This window comes from Sphingopyxis sp. BE235 (assembly GCF_031457175.1).
GTDB lineage: Bacteria > Pseudomonadota > Alphaproteobacteria > Sphingomonadales > Sphingomonadaceae > Sphingopyxis.
In genome coordinates this window covers 315,403-335,343 of the sequence record NZ_JAVDWC010000001.1, presented here as the reverse complement: position 1 = coordinate 335,343, position 19,941 = coordinate 315,403, and the positions used below count along the sequence as shown (strand labels likewise).

Annotated in this window: 20 protein-coding genes; 9 read left to right on the top strand and 11 right to left on the bottom strand. The window is 65.3% G+C overall.

The genetic code is table 11. The features are described 5' to 3' along the window. Positions 1-423: 423 nt before the first annotated feature. Positions 424-918, top strand: a complete 495-nt coding sequence (locus tag J2X38_RS01655) for a PilZ domain-containing protein (RefSeq protein ID WP_171013627.1) — start codon at positions 424-426, stop codon at positions 916-918. Positions 919-964: 46 nt separating this feature from the next. Here the strand turns inward: J2X38_RS01655 and J2X38_RS01650 are convergent, their stop codons facing one another. From J2X38_RS01650 to J2X38_RS01640, 3 genes are all read right to left on the bottom strand, one after another. After that, positions 965-1,819, bottom strand: coding sequence for a carboxymuconolactone decarboxylase family protein (locus J2X38_RS01650; protein WP_310250563.1), 855 nt, complete (start codon positions 1,817-1,819; stop codon positions 965-967). Positions 1,820-1,867: 48 nt separating this feature from the next. After that, positions 1,868-2,875: an alpha/beta hydrolase gene (locus J2X38_RS01645; protein WP_310250561.1), complete on the bottom strand. Its 1,008-nt coding sequence runs from the start codon at positions 2,873-2,875 to the stop codon at positions 1,868-1,870. 112 nt (positions 2,876-2,987) lie between these two features. After that, positions 2,988-4,043 carry an alpha/beta fold hydrolase gene (locus J2X38_RS01640; RefSeq protein WP_310250557.1) on the bottom strand — a complete coding sequence of 352 codons (1,056 nt, stop codon included), beginning with the start codon at positions 4,041-4,043 and terminating at the stop codon, positions 2,988-2,990. 134 nt (positions 4,044-4,177) lie between these two features. Between J2X38_RS01640 and J2X38_RS01635 the strand changes: the two genes are divergently transcribed. Beyond that, positions 4,178-5,074, top strand: coding sequence for a LysR family transcriptional regulator (locus tag J2X38_RS01635; RefSeq protein ID WP_310250554.1), 897 nt, complete (start codon positions 4,178-4,180; stop codon positions 5,072-5,074). Between the two features lie 210 nt (positions 5,075-5,284). Continuing rightward, complete coding sequence (gene hutC / locus J2X38_RS01630) at positions 5,285-6,085, top strand: histidine utilization repressor (RefSeq protein WP_058538647.1); 801 nt, start codon at positions 5,285-5,287, stop codon at positions 6,083-6,085. A gap of 11 nt (positions 6,086-6,096) precedes the next feature. Here the strand turns inward: hutC and J2X38_RS01625 are convergent, their stop codons facing one another. The 8 genes from J2X38_RS01625 to J2X38_RS01590 form a co-directional block, all read right to left on the bottom strand. Continuing rightward, a complete protein-coding gene (locus J2X38_RS01625) occupies positions 6,097-6,831 on the bottom strand; it encodes a PepSY domain-containing protein (RefSeq protein WP_310250548.1) in 735 nt (244 codons plus the stop codon). Continuing rightward, the gene (locus J2X38_RS01620; protein WP_310250546.1) at positions 6,828-7,532 is read right to left on the bottom strand and encodes a PepSY domain-containing protein; all 705 of its coding nucleotides are present in this window, start codon (positions 7,530-7,532) and stop codon (positions 6,828-6,830) included. The genes J2X38_RS01625 and J2X38_RS01620 overlap by 4 nt, the downstream gene beginning before the upstream one ends. 10 nt (positions 7,533-7,542) lie before the next feature. Then, a complete protein-coding gene (locus tag J2X38_RS01615; protein WP_310250543.1) occupies positions 7,543-10,245 on the bottom strand; it encodes a TonB-dependent receptor domain-containing protein in 2,703 nt (900 codons plus the stop codon). 523 nt (positions 10,246-10,768) lie between these two features. Next, a complete protein-coding gene (locus tag J2X38_RS01610) occupies positions 10,769-11,932 on the bottom strand; it encodes a copper resistance protein B (protein ID WP_310250541.1) in 1,164 nt (387 codons plus the stop codon). Continuing rightward, on the bottom strand, positions 11,929-13,725 hold the full coding sequence (locus J2X38_RS01605) for a copper resistance system multicopper oxidase (RefSeq protein ID WP_310250538.1): 1,797 nt from the start codon (positions 13,723-13,725) through the stop codon (positions 11,929-11,931). Before J2X38_RS01605 ends, J2X38_RS01610 begins: the two co-directional genes overlap by 4 nt. 102 nt (positions 13,726-13,827) lie before the next feature. Beyond that, positions 13,828-14,412, bottom strand: a complete 585-nt coding sequence (locus J2X38_RS01600; protein ID WP_310250535.1) for an RNA polymerase sigma factor — start codon at positions 14,410-14,412, stop codon at positions 13,828-13,830. Then, positions 14,409-14,849, bottom strand: a complete 441-nt coding sequence (locus J2X38_RS01595; RefSeq protein WP_310250532.1) for a periplasmic heavy metal sensor — start codon at positions 14,847-14,849, stop codon at positions 14,409-14,411. The genes J2X38_RS01600 and J2X38_RS01595 overlap by 4 nt, the downstream gene beginning before the upstream one ends. Further along, positions 14,849-15,112, bottom strand: coding sequence for a hypothetical protein (locus J2X38_RS01590; protein ID WP_058538639.1), 264 nt, complete (start codon positions 15,110-15,112; stop codon positions 14,849-14,851). The genes J2X38_RS01595 and J2X38_RS01590 overlap by 1 nt, the downstream gene beginning before the upstream one ends. A 150-nt stretch (positions 15,113-15,262) precedes the next feature. Between J2X38_RS01590 and J2X38_RS01585 the strand changes: the two genes are divergently transcribed. From J2X38_RS01585 to J2X38_RS01560, 6 genes are all read left to right on the top strand, one after another. Next, a complete protein-coding gene (locus J2X38_RS01585) occupies positions 15,263-15,643 on the top strand; it encodes a copper resistance protein CopC (RefSeq protein ID WP_058538638.1) in 381 nt (126 codons plus the stop codon). A 4-nt stretch (positions 15,644-15,647) separates the two neighbouring features. Next, positions 15,648-16,586: a copper homeostasis membrane protein CopD gene (gene copD, locus J2X38_RS01580; RefSeq protein WP_310250526.1), complete on the top strand. Its 939-nt coding sequence runs from the start codon at positions 15,648-15,650 to the stop codon at positions 16,584-16,586. A gap of 157 nt (positions 16,587-16,743) precedes the next feature. Beyond that, entirely contained in the window at positions 16,744-17,118 is a 375-nt protein-coding gene (locus J2X38_RS01575) for a DUF3703 domain-containing protein (protein ID WP_310250523.1), read from the top strand. A 13-nt stretch (positions 17,119-17,131) separates the two neighbouring features. After that, positions 17,132-17,458, top strand: coding sequence for a hypothetical protein (locus J2X38_RS01570; protein ID WP_310250522.1), 327 nt, complete (start codon positions 17,132-17,134; stop codon positions 17,456-17,458). Between the two features lie 57 nt (positions 17,459-17,515). Next, positions 17,516-18,787 carry a TolC family protein gene (locus J2X38_RS01565; protein ID WP_058538635.1) on the top strand — a complete coding sequence of 424 codons (1,272 nt, stop codon included), beginning with the start codon at positions 17,516-17,518 and terminating at the stop codon, positions 18,785-18,787. 4 nt (positions 18,788-18,791) lie between these two features. Beyond that, positions 18,792-19,940 carry an efflux RND transporter periplasmic adaptor subunit gene (locus tag J2X38_RS01560; protein ID WP_310250512.1) on the top strand — a complete coding sequence of 383 codons (1,149 nt, stop codon included), beginning with the start codon at positions 18,792-18,794 and terminating at the stop codon, positions 19,938-19,940. Position 19,941: the final 1 nt, after the last annotated feature.

Genomic DNA, 19,941 nt, shown 5'->3' with positions numbered 1-19,941 from the left:
GCGACCCACTGTCCGAGCGACTCGGACCTTCCCCACCCATTAGGAAACATGGATTCCCGGGACTCCGCAAGCGCGTTAACACATTTTTAGCAATCGCTAATTTTGGCTGATCGGCCGATCATTCTTCCGCGGTCTGGAGAATAAAATACAACGTATATTCAATGTGATAATCCGGCCGCCTTTTCAGGATCGCCCGCCGCGAAAGGCGTGCCGACGTCCCAATTAGAACCACAAATTAACACGGCTCGTCGCATCCAAGGCGCCGTCGAGGCGGCGAATCGCCCCGGCGCTCCGCGCGGCGTTAAGTGGGTCCGACCCGATCTTAGCGAGGCCAGTTGCACTCGACTGGCGCACCCGAGAACCGCGGCGAAAATGCAATATTAAGGGTTGCCGGGCGATAAGGGATCACCAAAGGAGACGTTGGTGAGATCCTTGCTGGCGCACATCGCGAACCCCGTCGAAACGACCGATCGCAGGCGAACGAGCCGCCGCACCCTCCGGCTCGATGTCGCGGCGCGCACGGCCACGGCCGAATCCGCGGTGATCATCCGCAACCTGTCGCGGACCGGCCTGCTGATCGAAACCGGAGCGGGCTTTTCCATCGGCGAAACCTTCCTGCTGGTCTTGCCGGAACTCGGCGCCGCCCCCGCGCGCGTCGTTCGCCACGACGGCAGGCTCTTCGGCTGTGAGTTTCTGACGCCCGTCCCCGCGAGCGCGATCAGCGCGGCGCTGCTCAAAGCAGCCCCCGACGAGGAAGCGGACGATATGGCCGATGCGGCGAGCGCGAGCGATGCCAACGAACTTTATGCGCGGCGGCCGTCGAGCGCGATCCTGTTCACGGCGCTGACCGCTTTGTTCACGGCCGTGGCTCTTCTCTTCGTCTTTGCCCTCGTGTCGCTGAACTTCTCGGCGGGCTGAGCCCCGGGCAACTGCTCGACGCGCGCAAGTCAATCTGGCGGACGGATCAGCGATCCGACCCTCGATATTGCGCGTTGTCCACCTGTTCCATCCACGTCACCGATTGCCCGTCCTGTGCCTCGGCGATCGCCACATGAACCATGCTGTCAGTTGCGCTTGCACCATGCCAATGCTTGACGCCCGGCGGGATCCAGACGAGGTCGCCAATGCCGATCGGCTGCACGGGGCCGCCCCAATGCTGGACCAGCCCGCGGCCCTCGGTCACAATCAGCGTTTGACCGATCGGGTGACTGTGCCAGGCGGTCCGGGCTCCCGGCTCGAAGGTCACGATGCCGCCGCCGGTGCGCGCGGGAAGCGGGCGCTGGAAGCGCATGTCGACCCGGACGGCGCCGGTAAAATTGGCGGCGGCGCCGGCTACCGACGGCTGCGAGCCAGCCTTGGTCACGACGACGGCGTCATTCGTGGATGACGGGGGCTTTCCTTTCTGCGCATCATTCTCGGCGAAGACCTCGCGTGCGACGCCAACCGCGGCGATTGCGTTGGGCCAGCCCGAATAGAAGGCAAGCTGCGTGATCGTCTCGACCAGTTCCGCTTCGGCGACCCCGTTCTGGCGCGCGAGCCGCATATGCGAACGAAGCTGTTCGGGGCGGTTGAGCGCGATCAGCGCCGCGACGGTGATCAGGCTGCGGTCGCGCTTCGCCAGGCCGGGCCGCTCCCACACATCGCCGAAGAGAACATCGTCGGTGAGTTCGGCGAGCTTGGGCGCGATGTCACCCATGAGCTGCTGGGCACGCGATTGTCCGGTTTCCATCGAAGAAGCCTCCTGTGACTGCGCCTGAGCGGGAACGATAGCCATGCCGATCAGCAGCCCCGCCAACGATGCGATTTTAACGATGTTCATGATCAATTCCTTGGAGTGGCGGGCGAGGCAGACCGGCGAACTGCCGGCCTACAGCGTCCGCGCGAAGAATGACGACAGCTTGCCCATCGCGGCGTCGACATATTCGGGAACCCAATAGGTCTCGATGTGCGTGGCGCCTTCGATCGTGAACAAAGCCTTGTCGCTCGCCCCTCTGGCCTTCGAGAAGGCCTCCTCGGACATGTAGAGGCTGTCGGCCTTGCTGCCCGCGATCATCAGCAACGGCTGGTCGATCAGGTCGATCTGATCGGTGGCATCCCAGCGCATCAGGTCGAGCAGGCCGCTCATCGTATATTTGAAGGTCGAATTCGGGTGCGCGTGGGTCCGCCAGTAATATTCGTAACCCTGCCTGTACATTTCGAACGGCAGCGCCGCGATCTGTGCGTCGGTCATGTCGGCATCGCCGGCATAAAGGATTTCTCCCCCCGCCATCTCCTGGGCACGCGCGGCCGAAGCCCGCCGCAACCGCTCCCCGATCGTATCGAGCTGCGAGTCCGCAAAGCCGTTGCGGCGCACCCGGCCAGAGTTGAACATGCTCAGCGTCGCGACCGATTTGAAGCGCTTGTCGGTTTTTACCGCGGACAGCGAGTATCCGCCGCCACCGCAAATGCCGAACAGGCCCAGCCGCGCGGCATCGACGCCCGGGTAATGCGTGATGAAATCCGCCATGCCGTGGATGTCCTCGATGCGGTATTGGGGCTTGTCGACGCTCCGCGGCTGGCCACCACTTCCGCCCTGGTAAGCGGCATCCGCGGTGATCGTGACATAGCCCTGTTCGGCGAGACGCTGCGCATAGAGACCCGCGACCTGTTCCTTCACCCCGCCGTTCGGATGCGCGAGAATGATGGCAGGATAGGCCTTTACCGGATCATAGTTTGCCGGCGTGTAGACGTTCGCGACGATGTCGAGACCGTTCAGCCTGTATTGGACCGGGTGGATATTGACCTTACCCGCCACGTTCTGCGTGATCGCGCCGCGATGGACGAGTCCCAGCGGGTTCCGGTTGGTGTTGGCGGTCGAAGGGGTGGCACTGGCCATTGCGGTCGCTCCTGACATTGCGCCCGAGAATAGGAGCGCGGATGCGCCGAGGAACGCGCGCCTCTGGGTGTCGATGGGTCGGTCGGTCATTCGAAATCCAATCCTGAGGCGCTCAATCCAGCTTCTTCTCGGCAAGGAACTGCGAGACCTGCTCCGCGATCTCGACATTGTTGAGGTCCGACATCAGGAAATGCGTGTTGCCGCGAATGCCGATCTCCGGGAGATGCACCAGCCGCGCGTCGCCGCCGCGCTTGTTGATGGCGTCGACCCAGAGCCGGGCCATCGCGAGCCGCACCCGCCAATTGTCCTGTCCGCGCTCGGCGGTCGGCTCGACCGGGAAATTGTCGCCATAATAGATGATGATCGGAATGCGCGTGAGCTTCTCGAAATCCGCCAGCGGCACCGCCTCGGGCGACAGGGTGCCGGCGGCGCTCGGCATTGCCGGGGGTAGTTCGCCTTGTGGAAAGATGAAGCCGCTGCCCGGCTCGAACGCGACGATCGCCTTGACGTTCGGGTTTCGGATCGCGGTCAGCCAGCCAGGACCACCGCCTTGCGAGTGGGTGAAAAGGATGCCCGGCCCGGTCCGGTCGAACAGTGCCGACATCGCATCCGCGATGACCCCGGCGTCATAAGGACCGGTGTTCGGCGTCACCGAGCGGAAGAACTGGTCGAGCGTCTCGGGCTTGCGATCGAACTGCACGCCGTCGAAATAGTTTGGCCATTTGCCGATCCGGAACTGATCGAAGAAAAGCTGATCGTTGGGCGCCGGCTCGATCGTCGCCGCGACGCTGCTGTTACCGGCGCGGCCGCGGCGCGGCTGATCGACCAGATAGACCGGGAATCGGCGGCGAAGGAATAGCGTCTGAAAGCCTTCGCGGCCGTCGGGCGCCGTCTCCCAGCTGCGCGCCGACTGGAAGGCACCGTGCAGCATGACGATCGGTAGCGCCCTGGAGTTCTGCGGCGCCTGGTAAAAGGCATAGAGATGATCGGCGTGCAGCGTCTGTCCCGCGGCGGTGGGTTTGTTATTGTCGTATGCGCCGGGGGTGGCCGTCACCGTGCCGCCGACCGCGAAACTGCCTTGATCCGCGATGATCAACGGATCGGCCTGCGCCGCGTGACTCATTGCGGCGGGGGCCGCGGCGATGCAGCAACAGATCCAAAGCGGCATGACATATCTCTTCCGGCGGCTCATCGGACGCTCCTTGGCGAAGGGGAAGCCACCTTTTACCGCAAAGCCCCTCGTGCAATTAGCCGCGCAATGTGAGATGAACTTGTGAATAGTATTCAGCAATGGAGAGGCGCGTGCCGCGGCAGAATCTGGCAGATCTCGAAGCCTTTGCCGTGGTCGCGCAGGAAGGGAGCTTCACGCGCGCGGCGGCGCGCCTTGGCGTCTCGCCCTCGGCGCTCAGCCACCGGATGCGCAAGCTGGAGGCGCGGCTCGGTCTCCGGCTTCTCGCCCGGACCACGCGCCGCGTCGCGACGACCGAGGCCGGGGAGCGGCTGCTCGATGCGCTGCGCCCGGCCATCGAAACGATCGACCGGCAGCTTGCCGAGCTCAGCGAGCTGCGTGAGCGCCCCTCGGGAAACATTCGCATCACCGCCTCGGACCATGCGACACGGACCTTGCTCTGGCCGGCGATCGACGGCTTTCTCAGGCGTTATCCGGATATCAAGGTCGAGATCAACGCCGAGTCCGGGCTCACCGACATTGTCGCCGAACGCTATGACGCGGGCGTCCGGCTTGGCGAACAGGTCGCCAAGGACATGATCGCGGTACGGATAGGGCCGCCGCTGCGCATGGTGGCGGTCGCGGCGCCCACCTATCTGGAAGTCCATGGAATCCCGCAGACCCCGCACGATCTTACACAGCACAAGTGCATCAACCTGCGCATGTGGAGTTCGGGCGGCCTTTATGCCTGGGAGTTCGAGAAGGATGGGCAAGCTGTCAATGTTCGCGTCGAGGGACAGGTCATATTGAACAGCGGCCATTTGATCCTCGAGGCTGCACTAGCGGGGCATGGCGTCGGCTTCCTTATGGACGATTATGTCGTCCAAGGTGTCGAGACGGGCCAGCTGCTGTACATACTTGAAGACTGGTGCCCGCCATTCGACGGCTACCATCTCTATTATCCGAGCCGCCGGCAACCGACGCCGGCGTTCAATCTGCTCGTAGAAGCGCTACGTTATCGGCCGACGTGAGCGGCCCATATTGTTGCTCTTTGTCCACGGCGTGGCTCCAACGCGCCCTCCGAAGCCGGCGCGCATCGCTGAAAGCAGCTTTTCGGTCCGAAGGCCAGGTCCGGCGCAGCCCCGAACGTCACGGCCAGATCACGGGGATCCTGCCGGGCGTCTGAGCGCCCTGCAACAGCGTGCTTGGCTTCTGCCGACCGCAACCTGTATAGACGGGCTATGGATTTTACCACTCGCACGCCCGGACGCGGATCAAAGCTTTCGACTGGATCCGCGGCCGCCCGGCCCCGCGGCTCCGACGAAGAAAATGACCGGTCTCCGCCTCGTTACGCCGCCATCAAGCAGAGCATTTGCGATGCCGTTCGCGACGGGCATCTGAAGCCGGGAGACCGGGTGCCGTCGGAAGCCGAGCTGGTCCAACAGTTCGACGTGTCGCGCATGACCGCCAATCGGGCCCTACGCGAGCTACAGGCCGCGGGCGTTCTCGTGCGCCGCGCGGGCAGCGGATCGTTCATCGCCGAGCCCAAGCCGATCGGCCAGATGATCGAAATCCGCAATATCGCCGAAGAAATCCGGGAGCGCGGGCATATCTATCGGGCGCGCGTCGTGCAGAATGACGAGATACGCGCCAATGCCGACATGGCGGCGCTGCTCGAGGTTCCGATCGGGACCAGGCTGTTCCACTCGATCATCGTGCATCATGAAGCCGAGTTCCCGATCCAGCTCGAAGAGCGTTTCGTGCTCGCGTCGGCCGCCCCCGACTATGGCAAGATCGACTTCACGCAGATGACGCCGAACGAATATCTGACAAGGACGGCGCCGCTCGAGCGCGTCGAGCATCGGGTTCGCGCCGAGATGCCCGACGCGCGCACCCACAGCATGCTGGGGCTCTCGGACGGCGAACCCGTGCTGCGGATGACGCGCCGGACATGGAGTCATTCGCGCCTCGTCAGCCACGCCTGGCTGACGCATCCCGGATCGCGCTTCGAGCTGTCGGCCGCCTTCTCGATCGACGACTGACCGCGGGCAGGTCAGGCCGCGCTGCGGGTGACGACGGGTTTGCGGCGTCGGCGCAGCCAGCGAAAGTCGGCGCGGCTGAAACTCTTGAACAGCAGGTAGAAGCCGGTGCCCGAGAGCCATAGCGCGCCGAAGGCGACGAAGATGATCAGCGGGTGGTTGAAGCTCTTCCGGTTCACATAGTCCATATTGTGGAGCATCCAGAAGAAATCCCAGGTCCGCCATGTGTCGCCGCGCATGACAAGAAAGCGCGCGGTGTCGAGCGAGACATAGGCGCTGCTATTCTCGGCATCGGCGAAGTCGACCCGCCACATCGCGCCTTCATGATCGCGCGATTCGAGGTTGGGCTTCGCGAGCACGCTCACCTTACGGATCGGCGCCTCGTTCATCATCGATGCGATGTCGCGCGCCATCTGCTCGTCGACATGGACCGTCTCGCCGCTCGTCGCATCGACGAGGCGCGTGCCCTTGGTCGTGCGAAGTTCATAGATCGGGCGCGCGCCGAGATCGCGCAGAACGATCCCGGTGACGGGTTCGTGGCGCGGCAGCGCCGCAACGTCGAAATATTCGCCGGCCGGCAGCGGGTGCGCGTGCGACATGCCGCCGCCGTGCCCGCCGACCTTGTCCTTGTCGAGCAGCGCCATCACCGAGCCGCTCAGGGCCCAGAGCAGGAATTGAAGTCCGAGGATCAGGCCGACCCATTTGTGGATGCGCCGGAAAAATAGCGGCGTCAGGCGTATCTTCTTCATGCCTTCTTCCCTTTGCGGCGCTTGAAAGACCAGATCAGCAGCCAGGCCCCCGTGAGCGCCATGGCAAAGGCGCTCCATGTCGCGACGCGAAGCAGCGGATTGTTGACGTCGGTCCGCTCGTCATAATCCATGATGTGCAACATCCAGGCGAAGTCGAAGACGCGCCAGAGTGCGTGGCGCCGCGAAATCAGCTCGCCCGTCTGCGGCGAGAGGTAGAGCGTCGGGCGGTTCCAGCCCTCGAACTCGACCTGCCAATAGGGCGGCTCCCGCGACTGCATTTCCTGCGGCGCCTTGGTCAGCAGGCGTACCGACACGATCTTGCCGTCGCCGGTGTAGATGCGCCGCGCCTGCGTGCGGACCTGGGACGCGGTAAGCGCAGGCAGCGGCGCACCCGAGCGGGCATCGAACAGCCGCGCCCCCTCGGGAGTTTCTGCGCGCCAGACGGGGCGATCGAAGAACCGCTGCAAGCGAACCTCGGACGCACCGGGCGCGGCCGCAACGATCCGCGACGGCGGCGCCAGGCCCGCCAAGTCGAATGATTGGGTCATCGGCGCGCGCACGAGATGGTCGCCATGGATGGTGTCGATATGCACGACCACCATGTAGAAGCCGGTCAGCGTCCAGAGCAGAGCCTGGAAGCCGACCACCAGGGCCAGCCATTTGTGCGTTCGCCGGACGAGCAGAGGCCAACGGATCGCCATGTCGATACCCTCAGAAAGCCGTCCGGAAGCCGACGTAGAAACGCCGTCCGAGCAGGTCATAGGTCATCGTGTCGGTGTTCGCATCGGTGAAGCTCTGGATATAGGGCGCCTTGCGATCGAAAAGATTGTCGACGCCGACCTGGAAGCGGGTCTTCTCGTCGATTTCGAAAGCGACCTGGAGATTGTGGTAGAAGACATTGGGCGTGCTGTAGCCGATTTCGCCGGGTGCCGCATTGAAGTCGGTCGCCTTGCCGACCCACTGCGTCGACCAGGTCGCGCTGACACCATCCTTTTCAGCGGTCAGCACGCCATAGCCGCGCCACTTCGGATAACCACCATTGCCGCCGCCGATAAAGCCGTCGAAGTCGATCGGCGCGCCGCCCGGAAAGGGCAGGACGACATATTTGTTGAGATACGTCAGGTTGACGTCGAGCGAGATATTCACGCTGCCGATGCCGCCCGCATATACGAGGCCGAGATCGAGCCCGTTCATCTCCTCGCGGCCGGTATTGATCGGCTGGGCGGAGAGGAATGTCACTTCGCCGGTCAGCGGGCTGCGCGTGAAATCATCGCAGAAGGGATGCGACAGGTTCGTACTCGCGTAGCAGATGGCGAGCTTGGTCGAGCCCGGAATCGCGCGGATCGCGTCCTTGATCTTGATGTCGAACCAGTCGGCGGTGAGCGACAGGCCCGGGATCAGCCCCTTAGGCGAAACGACCGTCCCGACCGTCCAGGTGGTCGAACTTTCGGGTTTCAGATTCTCGTTGCCGCCGACGGTGGTGAGGATCGTCGTGCCGAGCTGGACATAGTTTGCCGGCACGCCCGACGCCTGACAATTGGCGATCAGCCCGGCATTGCCGCTGGTCGAATAGCGCGAGCAGGGATCGGTCGTCGTCAGATTGCCTTCGGACACGCCGCCGAACAATTCGGGGACGTTCGGAATGCGAAAACCGGTGCCATAGGTACCGCGCAGGCGGAAGCTGTCGTTGATGACCCAGTCGAGGCTGCCCTTGTAGTTCCAGTCGCTGCCAAACAGATCATAGTTCGAATAGCGGACCGCGCCGCCCGCCGTCAGCGCCTGAAAGAAGGGCGTATCGGCAAGGATCGGCACCGACAGCTCGAGATAAGCTTCCTTGGCGGTGCTGGTTCCCGAAATCGGGCTCTGCTGGTTGGTGTTGGCGATACCGAGCACGGTCAGCGGATCGGGATCGCGCCAGCCCTTTTCCTTGCGATAGACGACACCCGCCGCGAAGGAGACGGGTCCCGCGGGCAGCTTGAACAGGTCGCCGTTGATATCGGCAGTGACCGTCGCGAGCTCATTGCCGCCGCGGTCGCGCGAGGTGAAGAGAATATAGTCGAGAACCTCCGGCGTCAGGTCGCCGAAACCGAGATAGTCGGCGCACGGGATCGTCGCACCGGCGGCGAGGCTGCACTTGGTCGTGTCGATCGTGTTGCGGACACGCTCGAGATTGGCGATGTTCGTCGAACCGTCGACCGCGGTGTTGCGACCGAACGCGCCGGCGATTTCCCATCCCCAATTGTTCGAGAGCTTGCCGCGGAGGCCGAAGGTGCCCTGCCAGGTGTCGGTTTCCTGAAAAAACTGGCGCGGGCCGGGCTCGGCGAGGCGGCGCTGGATGAGGACGATATTCTGCCCCGTCGGATTGGTGGGATTGCTCGCCGCGATCGAAAGATTTCGCAGCGTTCCGGGCGTCGCGATCTGGTTCGACTTGCGGAAGGTGTAAAGGAATTCGCCGAACGCCTCGATATCGTCGGTCAAATCATAGTCGGCGAAGAAGGCCGTGCTGACGCGCTCGACGGGGCTAACCGCGTTGAGGAACGGGTTCGAGTTGAAATTATGCTTCGCCGCGCTGTACGGCTCGAAGAAATTGCCGTTGCCGCCCAACACCTGATTGAAGTTGATCTGCTGCCCATTCGGCAGCACCGCGCGGCCGCCGATCGTCGAGGCGCTGTTGACGCAGCTCAGCATGCCGGGCGTGGTTTCCGCCAGCGAGCAGGGCGCGCGGCTCGCCATGTTGACCGCCTTGGTCTTCTGATAGGTGACTGCCGCCATGAAGCCGCCGCGATCATTGCGGACGCCCCAGAGGAGGTCGGCGGTAAAGTCCGACCCGTCGCCCTTTTCGGTGATACCCTGACGCACGCTGAGGCCAAGACCTTCATAGTCGGTGCGGGTCACGAGGTTGACGACGCCCGCCATCGCGTCGGCGCCGTAGATCGCCGAGGCGCCGTCCTTGAGCACATCGGTGCGTGCGAGCGCCGCGACGGGAATCATGTTGAGGTCGGGCGAGGAGTTCGCCCCGGTGCCGCCCGCGACGAGGCGGCGGCCGTTGAGCAGGACGAGGGTGCGCTTGATGCCGAGACCGCGCAGGTTCACCTGCGCCGTGCCATATCCATTGTTCGCCCAATAGGCCGACGTCTGGTTGCCCGCGAAGCCGGCGTTGGCGGGCAAGCGCTGCAGCACCGTCTCGATATTGACGACACCGGTATTTTCGATCTGCTCGGCAGATACCACGGTCGCCGGTCCGACCCCGGCGAGATCCTGGCGGCGAATGCGCGACCCGGTCACAACGATATCGCTGCCGCTCGTCGCGCCTTCAGCGCCCGTCTCGGGTGCCGACTCGGCCTGCGCGAATGCTGGCGCGGAAATGCCCGCACAAGCCGCTGCGCCGGCGAGCAAAACTGTCCTGATCTTCATCGCGAAACCCCCTTCTGGTTGCGTTACCCACCTCAGAGAGCATCAAATGTATATACAGGTCAACAAAAAATTACGTTGAAGATCAATATCTTAGATGCGCATCGGCAGCGCGCAGCCGGTCGATATAATACGCATCCGAAGCATCTACCCCTCACGCCGAATGACATTTTTTTGAATGCGGACGGCGATGCGTGCCGGGTGTCGGCCAGGCCGTAAAAACCAAAGACTGACCCTCGCCGCCGAAGGCCGCCACGTCGAAGGCGTTCCTGCTCCCATCGGGCATTTCCCTCCCCGGCGAATCGTGCGGGATGCCGGAACTGCGAGTCCCTTCATCGCGTTGGTCGTTCGCGAAGGAGCGGCGGCGCGAGATTCCGCTGCCTTCCGCCGGGCCGGGCCGGGCCTGCGCCGGGTCGGGCGATGATCACCAGCTAGATAGCGGCGTCGCCTGCCAAAGCCTGGAGCGCAAGGCGGCGATAGGAGTGCATCACGATGTGCCTCCTCCCGATGCGCCGCCCGCCGCAGCTCAAAACCAGGCGCGTATCCCCATGACGAAGCTGACCCCGCTCGGATCCTCGCCCGCCGCGCGGGCAAAGCGCGCGGTATCGCCCACCTTGCGCGCCCATTCGACACCGACATAGGGCGCGAACTCCCTGACGATCTCGTAGCGCAGGCGAAGCCCGAGCTCGACGTCGGACAACCCCGAGCCAACGCCGATCTCGGGCACGTCCTGCAGCGCAAAATTGATCTCGGTCATCGGCTGGAGGATCAGCCTCTGGGTGATCCGCTGATCATAATAGCCGCCCAGCCGGGCGTGCAGATCGCCCTTGTTCGACAGGAAGAACGCGCCCTCGACCTCGAACCAATAGGGCGCGAGCCCTTCGAAACCGACCGTGGCATAGGTGCGGTCGGGGCTCTGTCCGAAATCCTGCCTGATGCCCGCCTGCGCGTTGAAATAGGGTCCGATCGCGCGGCTGTAGAGAACCTGGGTCTCGACGGTTTCAATGCCCTCGCCGAAGACGGTCTCGCCTTCACTTTTGAGCGTGAGCCGGTTGATGTCGCCGCCATACCAGGCTTCGCCTTCCCAGCGCAGACCGTCGCCGCCCTTGCGCGCCTGATATTCGGCAAGGTTGAGGCTGATGAAGCCGATGGTCTGTCCGCCATTTTCCATCATCATCTCGTGGCGCGAATGTTCCATTTCAGCGCTCGGATAGACGCGGTCGGCATACCAGTCGGACGGCGGCGCGGGCGCGGTGGCGTCGCCTGGGGGCAAATCGGTGCCGCTGGCGCCGCTCTTGGCTTCCATCGTGCCCGCGGCCTTCGGCGTGCAATGGCCCATGCTCGCATGCTCGGGCGGGCAGTCGGGATCGGACGGCGACATCGCGCCATGGTCCATCGCGTCCATTGAGCGTCCACTCTTGTTCATGGGCTCGGGCTCGAGCGTGCAGTGGCCCATCGCCGCATGTTCGGGCGCGCAGCCCGGGGCTTCGACCGGGGGCCCCATATCCTGCATGGCACCATGATCCATCGGCTCAGCAGGCGCGTCGCCGGTGGTCGCGGGGGCGGGCGCTGGCTTGGGTGCCGGCGTCGGCGCCGTTCCGTGCATCGAATGATCCATCGACTGGGCCGCCGCGGGGGCGGCGAAGGCGAACGGGGCGATGCCGGCGAGAAGGAGTGCGACCCGGGTCATTTCGCGTCTCCCTTCGGGCGAACGCTAACGACACGCATCATCCCCGCGTGCATATGATAGAGAAGGTGACAGTGGAATGCCCAGTCGCCGAGCGCGTCGGCGGTGAAGTCGAAGCTCGCGGTGCCGCCCGGTTGGACGAGCACCGTATGCTTGCGCGGCGAGCGATCGCCCTTGCCCGTGACCAGTTCGAAGAAGTGGCCGTGCAGGTGGATCGGATGGCCCATCATCGAATCGTTGATGAGGTTGATCCGGACCCGCTCGCCCTCGATGAAGGGGATCGGTTCGTGATAGTCCGACATCTTCACGCCGTCGAACGACCACATGAAGCGTTCCATGTTGCCGGTGAGGTGGATGTCGAGCGAGCGCGAGGCGGCGCGCACGTCGGGATTGCGTTCGAGCGCGACAAGATCGTGATAGGTCAGCACTTTGTGCCCGACATCCTCGAGCCCCTGCCCCGGCTCGCCCATGCGGTCGGTGGGCATCGGCGAGATCGTCTGGACGCTCGGGTCGCGCTTGACCTGCGGCGCGACGCTGAAGTCGCGCATGCTGTGCTGCATGGCCGCGCCGCCAGCTGCCCCGCCCGCCGCGCCGTGGGCGCTATGATCCTCGGCTGGCGCAGGCGCGCAATGGCCCATCGCGGCATGTTCGGGCGCGCACGCCGCGTCACCGCCGCCCGCCGCCATCGCGCCCATCCCCATATCCTTCATCGTCGCCAGAGGGCGTTCGCGGAGCGGCGGCACCTCGGCGGCCATGCCGGCGCGCGGCGCGAGCGTCGCGCGACCCATGCCCGAACGGTCGTTTGCCTCGGCCACCAGCGTGTAGGCGCGGTCCTCGACCGGCGTGACGATGACGTCATAGGTTTCGGCGACCGCGATCTGGAATTCGTCGATCTCGGTCGGCACGACGTTGAGCCCGTCGGCCTGGACGACGGTCATCCTGAGACCCGGGATGCGGACATTGAAGATCGTCATCGCTGAGGCGTTGACGATCCGCAGCCGCACACGCTCGCCGGGGTGGAACAGCGCGGTCCAATTGTCGCGCGGGCCATGCCCGTTGACGAGGAAGCTATAGGTCGATCCGCTGACGTCCGCGACATCGGCCGGATCCATCCGCATCGCGCCCCACTCGACACGTTCCTTCAGCGACTGGTCCTTGCCGGCGAGCAGCCCGGACAGCGTCTGGCGCTGCATGTTGAAATGGCCCGGGTTGACCTTGAGCTTTCGGAAGATCGCCTCGGGCGACAATTGGCTATGGTCCGAGAGGACGACGACATGCTCGCGATCATAACCGATCGGATCGGCGCCGGCGGGATCGATGACGATCGGGCCGTAATGACCAAGCTGTTCCTGAAGCCCCGAATGGCTGTGATACCAATAGGTCCCCGACTGGACGACGGGAAACTCGTAGACGAAGCGCGATCGCGGCTTGATCCCGGGGAAGCTGACGCCGGGCACGCCGTCCATGTGGAACGGCAGGATCAGCCCGTGCCAATGGATCGAGCTGTCCTCATCGAGGTCGTTGATGACGGTGAGCCGGGCCGTCTGGCCTTCCTTCAGGCGCACGAGCGGCGCGGGCACGGTGCCGTTGATCCCGATCGCGCGGCTGACCTTGCCGTCGACCCGCATCGTCTGACGCGCGATGCGAAGGCTGATGTCATTGCCCGACACCGTCGGCAGCGGCGCGACGATGCCGGGAGATACCGACTGCGCCCAGGCCGGAAACCAGGGGGCAAGCGCGGCCACGGTTCCGCCGCCCAATGCTCCCGTCACGAAACGACGCCTGTCTATCTTCATAAAATTCCCGGATATTGCCTTGTCTCTAATAGTCATACGCGGCACGCTCGCCCGCCCCTCACGCTTTCGGACGAAATTGCGGGGTGGGCCGCGCTTCTGCCTTCAGCCTGTCCCGCGCGCGACCGTCTCGCCGAGCAGCGCCTTCAATTTCGCGCGGGCGCGGTAGAGCCGCATCTCGACCGCCTTCTCGCTGGTCTGGAGGAGTTCGGCGGTTTCCGCCTGGCTCAGTTCCTCGACGCCGCGAAGCACCAGAACCTCGCGCAAATTGGGTGCGAGGCGGGCCATGGCGGCGCGGACGCGAGCGAGTTCGGCCCGATCGGCCGCTTCGGCATCGGGCGCCGGGCCGTCGCTCGCGACATCATGCGCGCTTTCGAGCGGCAAGGCGCGAGCGAAGAAGGACCGGACCGCGCGGCGCCGCGCCCAGTCGCGACACTTGTTGAGCGCGATCCGGGCGATCCATATCCGGAAAGGCCGGTCCGCATCATAGCGGCCGAGCGCCGCAAAGCCGGCAACAAAGGTTTCCTGCGTCAAATCCATTGCCTCGTCCGGATCGCCAATATTCGCGCGGATCAGGCGAAAGACTGGCGGCTTGTAGCGTCGCAACAATTCCCGATAGACCTGCTGTTGACCGGCGCTTGCCAGCGCGGCGAGCTCGCGGTCGCTACATTGCGCAAGGTCGAGGGTCACCGCGCATCGGCGGTCAGCGCCCGGACCACGCTCTTGTCGAACATCGCGGCCTGCTCGCGATCGAGAACGACGCGCATCGCGAACAGATGCTGGAGCGTTTCCTTCTGCAGCTCGCCCATCACCCGGTGGGTCTCGTCGATCGCCTCGGTAACGCGCGGTCCATAGCCATGTTCGGCCTCGATCGCCTGTGCGAGCCGGATATTGGCGGCGCGCATGTCGAGTTCGAGCGCATCGCGCCGGGTCGCGAATTTCGCCTCGATCTTGTCGAGCTTCACCTGCTGCGCGGGTGAAAGCTTCAGCTCGCGATGGAGAAGCCCGTGGAGTTCGGTTTCGCTGGCACGCGGCGCCTCGACGACGAGGCGTCCGGCGAGCACGCCAGCGAGTGCTGCGACGAACGCGACCAGACCGAAGAGCAGCAAACGGCGCGACGACGTCATCAACGCGAATCCAGCAAGGTCGAGGGGGCCAGCGGACTGGCCGGAATGAGCGGCGTGATCGGGCTCGCGGCAACGGCGGGCGGAACGACGGCGCTGCCGACAACGAAGCCACCACCCAGCGAAACGAAAGCGGCAATCGCCATCATGCGCCGCACCGCCGACGCCTCGCGCTGCCGACCCGCGAGCGCGGACAGCACACGCTCGTCGAGCGTTTCGAGCGCGGCCGGAACGGGCGCCTCATTCAAAATCCGGAGTTCGTCCATCGGCCTTTCCCGCCAGTCCTTCCAAACAGCATACGCGGACGATCGCATCACCCCTCAGAAATAGTCCAACAAAGTCTTGTCGAAATTCCGAGGGCTGTGCCGCCGCCTTGCGTATTTAGCAGGACAGACCCGGATTTGGAGGTTTTTATAATGAAGTCATTTCTCCCCGCTGCAACCGCCGCCCTCGCGCTGCTTCTGACGCCCGTCGCGGCGGGCGCGCATACCAAGCTGGTGGGCTCGACCCCGGCCGCGAATGCGACCGCCTCGAAGGTGACCTCGGTCAACCTGCGCTTCAACGAAAAGCTGATCGCCTCGACCGTGAAAGCGGAGCTGGTGATGACCGGCATGCCGGGCATGGCCAATCACGCACCGATGAAGATTCCCGCGACGTCGACGATGGGCAAGGACGGCAAGTCGCTGACGCTCACCGCCAAGCGCGCGCTCGTCCCCGGCACCTACAAGGTCACATGGTCGGCAGCGGGCGCCGATACGCACCGCATGGGAAGCGAATTCAGCTTCACGGTGAAATAAGGCCGTGGCCGATCTCCTGCTGATGGGTATCCGGTTCGCGCTGTTCGCTGTCCTGATGCTCATCACGGGACTCGCCGCTTTCCCGCTCCATGCGCTGGAGCCTGGCGAGCGACGGGATCCCGAACTGGGATCGATCCTCTCCCGGCCGCTGCCGTGGCTCTGCGCCGCGGCGCTGTTCCTTTCGCTCATGGGCATGGCGGTCCTGACCGCCAGCATGCAGGGGGTCGGGATCTTCGCCATCGACCCGGCAATGGTCGTCGCGCTCGTGGACGAGACCGATGTCGGCGTCGCCTGGCTCGTGCGCATGGCTGCCCTGCTTGTCACCGCGGTCGCCGCTTTCCGTATCGCCCGCAGCCCGGTCGCGGCGACAATAATCGTCGCCGTCGCCGGAGCCGTTGCGCTGGCGACGCTGGTCTGGTCGGGCCATGCCGGCGCGAGCGAAGGCACCGCCGGATGGATTCACCGGGCAAGCGACGCGCTCCATATGATTGCCGCCGCGATCTGGCTGGGCGCGATTGCCGGCTTCCTCCTGATGCTCCGTCCGGGCGAACCGGTCGCAAAAGACCGTCTCGCGATGACGGCCCGAAGCCTCGACCGGTTCGCGCCGGTGGGGACATTGTGCGTGCTCCTGATCGCGGCGACCGGACTGGTGAACGGCCAGATGATCGTCGGGGCCGAGAATATCGGGCGGTCGATCGCCTCGCCCTATGGTCAGCTTCTCGCGATAAAGCTCGTCCTGTTCGCCGCGATGCTGGCGCTCGCCGCCGCCAACCGCTGGCGTCTCACCCCCGCGCTCGGGCGCGCATGCGACGAGCCCGATACCGATCCTGCCAGCGCCGCGCGCGCGATGCGCCGCAGCCTGGTCCTCGAAGCCCTGGCGGGTCTCGCAATCCTCGCGCTCGTCGCATGGTTCGGCATGCTGGAGCCCTTCAACCCCGCGTGACCGGCACCCGCCGGCGCTTTAACATCGCGGTCGCGACAAGTCAGTAGCATGGCGCAAATCCGAAAATGCGTGGCGCCGTGTCGATCGATCGGCAGGCTTGACCCTGTAGTAGCTACAGGGTGCATAAGGGCAGCGAATCGAGCGAAGGGATAGTCGCATGAGCATGTTGAACCGTCGGGACGCGGCCGCCCTGATCGCGGCCGAGATGACGCAATATCGTGCCGCGCGCCGCGACGGCGACCATCCCACCGCCTGGAACGCCATCGGACGCGCGCACATCGTCGCGCAGCCCTTCCTCACGCTTCACCTGTCTGCGCACTGGCACATGCTCGGTTTTGCGATTGCCCTTCGCGACTGGCGCGAGGCGGCCGGCCAGCTGCTGCGGCTCGCCCTCGTCCCGCTGGGATCGCTAACCGGAAGGCTGCCCGTCGGCAACACCGGCCGCGCACGGATCAGCGCCTTCCGTCCAATGCCGGTGCCGCCCGATCTCGCCAAGATGATTTCGCCACACGACAAACCGGTTTCGCGCTGATAAGGGAACGGCCATGCCGAATGCGTTCATGCGACTGCTGATGATCATCGGGGTGCTGCTTTGCAGCATGCACGTCGCCGAACCGGCGTCGGCACATTTCACGGCAAGCGAAACCGCCTTTCACCTGTCGGCCGGCGACGGCGAACAGGACAGGCCGAATCCCGCATCGACGCTCGTGCATGGCGGGCATCATCATTGCCCTGTCGCGCCGGACCTCAAGGCCACGTCGACCGACACCCCAGCGCAACCAGCCCGCGCGCCGCTTTTTGCCGCGCCCGTGACCCAGCTCGCTTCGCGCGTCCTGCCCCCGCTACTCGATCCGCCGCTCCTCGCGATCTGAGCACGCTCGCCGCTTTTTATGCGGCGATCTCTCCGATCAACCGAGGATGGAATCTTTATGTTCAGGTTCGTTGCTGCCCTGGTGGCAGCCACATCGTGCGTCGCAATCGCGCACGCACAGGAGGCCGGCACCGAAAGCCGCCAGATATCGGGTCCGCTTCTGACGCTCGGCGAGGCCGTCGCGCTCGCGGGCGGCAGCGCGCCCGCGGCCGAAGCCGCGGCGGCGGACGTCGATGCCGCGAACGCCGCGCGCCGCGCGGCGGGGCTCCGGCCCAATCCCGCGCTTTCGGTCGAAGTCGAGAATTTCGTCGGCACCGGGCCCTATAATGGCATCAATGGCGCCGACGTGACGGCAAGCGTCGCGATCCCACTCGAACTCGGCGGCAAGCGGCAAGCGCGCGTCGCGGTTGCCGATGCAGCGACGCACCGCGCGCAAATCGCCCAAGCGATCGCCCGGGCGGACATAAGGCTGCAAGTGACCGAACTCTATATCCAGGCCTCCGCGGCCGAAGTGCGGGTCGCGATTGCCGAGGACCAGTATCGTATCGCGGGCGACACCGCGCGTGCCGCGACAATCCGGGTGCAGGCAGGGCGCGCATCGCCGCTCGAACAGGAGCGCGCCGAAGTCGCGCGCCTGACCGCGGAAGCCGAGGCCGACAAGGCGCGGCGCCTCGCCGATGCCGCCCGTGCCAACCTCGCGCGGCGCGTCGGACGTCCGGTCGCCGGCCCGCTCGACATAGCGGTGCTCGGCGGACCCGGAAACGGAACGACGGGCCCACCCCGCCCTGTTTCGGCGTCGGGCACGCTCGCGTTGGCGGCGTCCGACGCCGATCTCCGGGCAGCCGATGCCGGCGTCCAGCTGGCACGCTCGCAGCGCGTGCCCGACGTCACGGTTGGGCCGGGGGTTCGCCGACTCGAGGCGACCAACGACGTGGCGGCGGTGTTCAGCGTCTCGGTGCCGCTGCCGCTGTTCAACAACGGACGCGCGGCGGTCGATCAGGCGAATGCCGAGCGGCGGCGCGCCGACGCGCAGCGCCGTGTCACAGCGCTCGACGTCGAGCAGGCGATCAGCGATGCCGAGGTAGAGGCCGCCAATGCGGCAGCGGCGGCGCGGGTCGCGAGCGGCCCCGCCCTCTCGGCAGCGATGGAAGCGGCCCGGATCGCGCGCATCGGCTACCGCGAGGGCAAATTCGGGCAGCTCGACCTGCTCGATGCCGAACGGACGCTGACCGAGATGCGGGTCGCGTCGATCGAAGCGCTCGCCTCCTATCAACTTGCCAAGGCCCGGTTGGAACGCCTCACGGCTCCCGCGCCCCTCGAAGGAAATTGACGCCATGACCATCAACATCAGCCGAAAGCTGCTGCTCGCCGCGACACTGCCATTCTTCCTCGCGGCGTGCGGCGGCGGCGAGAGCGCCAAGCCCGCCGACGAGCATGGCGAGGAAGAGGCCGGCCATGCCGACGAAGGAAAAATCGCGCTCACGAACGAACAGGTCAAGATCGCCGGGATCGCCCTCGGTCGCCCGACGGTCGGCAGCGCCGGCGCCCTGCAATTGCCGGCGACGATCGAAGGCGATCCGCAAGCAACCCAGGCCGTGTCGGCCGCGATCGGCGGGCGCGTCGTCGCCCTCAATCGCAATCTCGGGCAGACCATCGGCCGGGGACAGACGCTCGCGATCATCGAAAGCCGGGAGGCAGCGCAGCTCCAGGGCGAGGTGCAGGCGACGCGCGCGCGCCTCGCGCTCGCCAACTCCCATCTCGCCCGCGAGGAACGGCTGTTCGCGCAGCGCGTGTCGCCCGAGCAGGATGTCATTGCGGCGCGAACCGCCGCGACCGAGGCGCGGATCGCCTATCAGCTCGCCCAGCAACAGCTATCGGCAGCTGGAGGCGGTGGCGGCCAGCTCAACCGGATCGCGATTGCCGCGCCGATCTCGGGGCAGGTGATCGCGCGCAGCGTCGTTCTCGGACAGACCGTCGCCGCCGACGCCGAGCTTTACCGCATCGCGAACCTGTCGAGCGTTTCGCTGTCGCTGAACCTTCAGCCCGCGGACGCAGGACGCATCCGCCCGGGCGCTATCGTTTCGGTCAGCGCGCCCGGACGCCAGGCGACCGGCAAGATCAGCTTCGTCTCGCCCGCGCTCGATCCGGCCACGAAGCTCGTGCCCGCGATCGCGATCCTCGATAATCGCGCCGGACAATGGCGCGTCGGCGAAGCGGTGACCGCCTCGGTCGCGCTCGCTGGCGCCGACGGCGATGCATCGATCAGCGCTCCCTCGACCGCGATCCAGACCGTCGAAGGCAAGAGTGTCGTGTTCGTTCGCACCAAAGAGGGTTTTAAGGTCGTTCCGGTCGTGCTGGGCGACCGCGCCGGCGCCAATGTGATCATACGCTCGGGACTGAAAGGCACCGAACAGATCGCCATCACCAACAGCTTCGCGCTCAAGTCGGAAATCGGCAAGGGCGAAGCAGGCCATGAGGATTAAG